Raw genomic sequence first — 4062 nt, 5'->3', positions numbered from 1 at the left:
CGTCGGCGTGTCCAGTACGGCGTAGAAGGCGCTCAGGAAGAGCGGCGAGCCTTTGTCTTGCAGGATGAACTCGTTCACCCGCCGCAACGCCTCGGCCGGACTGTGCCCGTCGAGGGCGTAGGTGCGCATCAGCGTCCGGCTAACGGCCATGTAGAGCGCCGCCGGCACGCCCTTGCCGGTCACGTCAGCGATCATCAGGTGCACCTGCGTCGGGTCGTCCGGCGTCACGACGAAGTCGTACAGGTCGCCGCCCACCTCGCGCGCGGCGCGGTAGCCGGAGGCGAGTTCGTAACCCGGCACGTAGGGGCAGGCGGCCGGCAGCAGGCTGAGCTGGATGCGCCGGCCGATGGCCAACTCCTCCTCCATCCGCTGGCGCTTGACCTCTTCCTCCATCAGCCGCCGCGTCCGGACGGACATGATGTTCATCACCCGCAGGGCGAACTGCGGCGACCGGCTGACGAGTTCCATAAAGCGGGGGCGCTCGATGCGCAGCAGGCAGCAGTCGGTGGCGGCGTGGGCTGTGGCGCTGCGGGCCCGGTCGTCCAGCATGGCCATCTCGCCCAGGATCATCCCCGGCGTCAGATAGTCGATGCGCTTGCCCTTGACCGTGATGGCCAGTTCGCCCTCCACCAGGACGAACATGGCGTCACCCACCTCGCCCTCGCGGATGACAACGGTCCCCGTCGGCGCGTAGATGCGCTCCTCCGTCCCGGCCAGCGACGCTAACTCGGCCGGCGTGAGGATGGTCTGAGTGACGAAAGCGGGCGGCGTAGCCATCAGTTGGCGGCGGGGGCCAGGGCGTGGCGCTTGATGAAGATGAGTTCGTTGCCGCCGTCCAGGGCGCGGTAAACGAGCGCGTCCGTCAGCTGGCGCATCATGTGGATGCCCAACCCGCCCAGCGGCCGCTCCTCCAGCGGCCGGTAGATGTCCGGCGGCGGGACGGTGGTCGGGTCGAAGCGCGGGGCCTCGTCGGTCAGGATCACGCGCAGTTCGTCGCCATCGGCCTCGACGCCGACGCTGAGCGGCCCCGGCGCGCCCTCGTAACCGTGCAGCAAGACGTTGGTGACGGCTTCATTGACGGCCAGCACCAGGTCGCCGGCGTCATCCTCCGTGCCGCCCAGCATGGTCACCGCACCTTCCAGGTAGTCGCGGATGTCGTTCAGGTCTCTGACCGTGGCCGAACTGTAGCGCAACGTCAAGGATTTCATCCGAAAGAACTGACGGCGGCCGGGATGGTGTCGTGGATGTCGAGGAACATGTCGTAGCCCGCGGTCGACAGCGCCTTCATACCGTTCTTCGAGGGATTAACCAGCTTGAGGTGGGGCGACTTGTAGGCGCCATGGATGATCTCGCGCACCGAGGCTTCGGCGTCGGCCGTGTCGGCGCTGCGCAGGAGCATGTAGATGGTGTGGATGGCCCGCAGGCCGGCGCTGCTGATGAACGGCACGTGCGACAGGTCGAGCACGATGTTGCGCGCCCCCTCGGCGAAGGCCGCCCGCGCGCGCGCCTCCAGCGGCTCCTCGGCGATCAGGTCGCCCGTCAGTTGCAGGATCGTCACCGGCGCGGGGCCGGTCTCACGCCAAGCCGTTATTTCCATGTCAATCGCCTCCCGTTTTGCCTGCTCGCGCAATGCCCGGCGCGAGGCCGGAGTGCCGTATATAGTACATAGCGACCGGGCCGTGGTCAATATGCCGAGTAAAGAGAAAGAAATGGCTACGGATTACGACGGATAAAACGAATAAAGACGGTTTCTTAATCCGTTTCATCCGTCGTAATCCGTAGCCATTCTCTACAACAACAGCGCCATGACCAGGTCGTCGATGTACTCCCCACTGCGGTGGACGGCGCGGCGGCGCGTGCCCTCGTATTCGAAGCCGCACGACTCGTACAGGGCGATGGCCCGCGTATTGCGGGCGAAAACGTGCAGTTCGATGCGGCTCAGCGTGCCGGCGTCGCGCGCCCAGTCAATGGCCCACTCGATCAGCCGGCGGCCGACGCCCCGACCGCGCCACGCCTGGGCCACAGTGATGCCCAGCGTCGCCGCGTGCCGCACGTTGCGCCGCTTGCCGCCGTCCAGTGTCAGTTGGCCAACGATTTGCCCATCATACTCGGCCACCAGGAACAGGCAGTTAGGCTGCCGGCCCATGTCGGCGATGATGCGCGCCTCCGTCTCGATCGTCGGCGTGAACTCGTCCACCTCGGTGATCAGGTTGATGCCCGGCTCGGCAAAGATGCGGCGCAGATAGGCGATGATCTGGGCAGCGTCCGCCGGCCGCGCTTCACGAATAATAGGCGTCATAGGGGGTTGATCGGCAAGCGTTTGATGAAAGCACACCCGCGGTCGAGCAGTTCCTCGTGGTCGGCCGGCGCGGGCAGGTCGCGCAGCAACTCGACAGTGCGCCGCCGCAGCACGTCCTGGGCCGCCGGCCGCCCCTCCAGTTGCCACGTCTCCATGCTCCAGTGGGGGAAGAGGCGGCTGGTGTAGTAACCCGTCTTGTACCGTTCCAGCGTCGAGGGCGTCGTCAGGAAGTGGCCGCCGGGGCCGACCGCGTCGATCTCTTCCAGCACGGCGTGGGCGTCGTCCAGCTGGAAGCCGCCGGCCAGCCGCCGCGCCTGGTCAATGATCTCGTGCACGTGGACGAGCGTCAGCGGCGAGATGGCCTTGGAGCCGAGTGTGTCGCCGATGAACGGGGCCAGGCCGCCCCCCGTCATGCTGAACGTCAGCGCGTTCATCCAGTAGGTGTCGGCGGCGATGAGATCCATGCCCCAGCCCGTGCCGCTGCCCGACGTGCCGGTGTGGGGCAGGCCATAGTGGGCCATCATTTCCGCGCAAGCCAGGTTGACCAGGATGCTCTGCGGATCGTAGAAGTTCATCATGGTCTTCATATCGAAGTAGACCGGCAGCATGCCCAGGCTGATCGGCGCGCCGGGGCGGATGAGCTGGCTGATGGTCAGCCCGGCCAGCAGTTCGGCCAGCAGCAGCGCCAGCGTGCCGGCCGGCGTCAGCGGTGTGGACGCGCCGGCCATGCTGTAGTTGGAATAGATGACCGGCAGCCCGCGCGCCACGGCCGTCATCAGCTTGTCGGCCGTGCCCTCGTTGACCACCAGCGGCGAGACGGGGTTGAAGTAGGGCAGCACGAACGGCCGCGCCGCCAGATCGCCGTGCAGCGCCTCGAACATGTCCAGCACCGCCGGAAACTTCGTCTCGTCCGACACCAGCAGCACGAGCGGCTTGGTCGTGTTGGCGATCATCTCCAGGCTGGCGTACAGGTCGGTCAGTTCCACCGGCACATCCTGGACGATGCCGACGGTGGAGATGACGTCGTAGTGGGGCAGGACGCTGCCCAGCCGCACCATGTCCTGCATGTGGCGGCGGGTGAAGGGCGTCACGTCGTCGGTCAGCGGGTCCTGATAGAACAGCGCCGTGACGCCGATGCCGAAGCGCAGCCGGTCGTCGCCCAGCTTGAAGACGTGGCGGCCGGCGCGGTCGTATACGTCGATGGTTTTCGGGGCGCTGCGCAACGCCTCCTCGACCACCGCCGGCGGCAGTTGGAGGATATCGTCGCGGGCCGTCGCGCCCAGCCGCTTCTCCAGGAAGCGCAGCACGCGCGGCGAATCGACGCGCACGCCCGTCGTCGCCAGGATGCGCAGAGCGTAGCCGTGGACTTGCCGCTTCTGCTCCTCCGACAACAGCGTCAGGCGAGGGCGGGCGTTGGCGGGCGGGGGTTCTTCCTCCGTGTCTCGCTGTGTCCGCCCTCTGTGTCTCTCTGTGTTCCTCTTCATCTCAGGCCAGTCATCATATAGAGTCCGTCCACCTCAAACCCCAACCGCCGGTAATACGCCCGCGTGCCGATGGCGCTGATGACGGCCAGCCGGTCGTAGCCCGCCGCCCGCGCCATCGCCCTGGCCCGCTCTACGAGCCTGGCCCCCAGGCCGGTGTGCTGCGCTTCGCCCGCACTGCCGTCGCCGGGATTGAGCACCGGCCCGTAGACGTGCACCTCGCGGATCATGGCGCAGCCGGCCAGCTCCGGGAACGCTTGGTTGGCTTCTGTGGGGAGCAGG

General features: G+C 67.1%; 6 protein-coding genes. All 6 read right to left on the bottom strand.

The genetic code is table 11. From position 1 onward, the window contains the following. Positions 1-777 (bottom strand): PP2C family protein-serine/threonine phosphatase (locus ACE3UY_RS18300; RefSeq protein ID WP_374688921.1); only part of this gene is annotated, 777 nt, incomplete at its 3' end. Beyond that, on the bottom strand, positions 777-1199 hold the full coding sequence (locus ACE3UY_RS18295; protein ID WP_374688920.1) for an ATP-binding protein: 423 nt from the start codon (positions 1197-1199) through the stop codon (positions 777-779). The genes ACE3UY_RS18300 and ACE3UY_RS18295, both read right to left, overlap by 1 nt. 5 nt (positions 1200-1204) lie before the next feature. Further along, the gene (locus tag ACE3UY_RS18290; RefSeq protein ID WP_374688919.1) at positions 1205-1597 is read right to left on the bottom strand and encodes an STAS domain-containing protein; all 393 of its coding nucleotides are present in this window, start codon (positions 1595-1597) and stop codon (positions 1205-1207) included. 192 nt (positions 1598-1789) lie between these two features. Further along, positions 1790-2299 (bottom strand): N-acetyltransferase family protein, encoded by a 510-nt coding sequence (locus ACE3UY_RS18285; RefSeq protein WP_374688918.1) that lies wholly within the window; start codon positions 2297-2299, stop codon positions 1790-1792. Continuing rightward, complete coding sequence (locus ACE3UY_RS18280) at positions 2296-3783, bottom strand: trimethylamine methyltransferase family protein (protein ID WP_374688917.1); 1488 nt, start codon at positions 3781-3783, stop codon at positions 2296-2298. Before ACE3UY_RS18280 ends, ACE3UY_RS18285 begins: the two co-directional genes overlap by 4 nt. Beyond that, positions 3780-4062, bottom strand: a 283-nt coding sequence (locus ACE3UY_RS18275) for a GNAT family N-acetyltransferase (RefSeq protein ID WP_374688916.1), incomplete at its 5' end; no start/stop codon positions are given. The genes ACE3UY_RS18275 and ACE3UY_RS18280, both read right to left, overlap by 4 nt.

This window comes from Promineifilum sp. (SeqCode) (assembly GCF_041918635.1).
In the GTDB taxonomy this organism is placed as follows: Bacteria; Chloroflexota; Anaerolineae; order Promineifilales; family Promineifilaceae; genus Promineifilum.
This window is presented reverse-complemented; position numbering and strand designations above follow the sequence as displayed.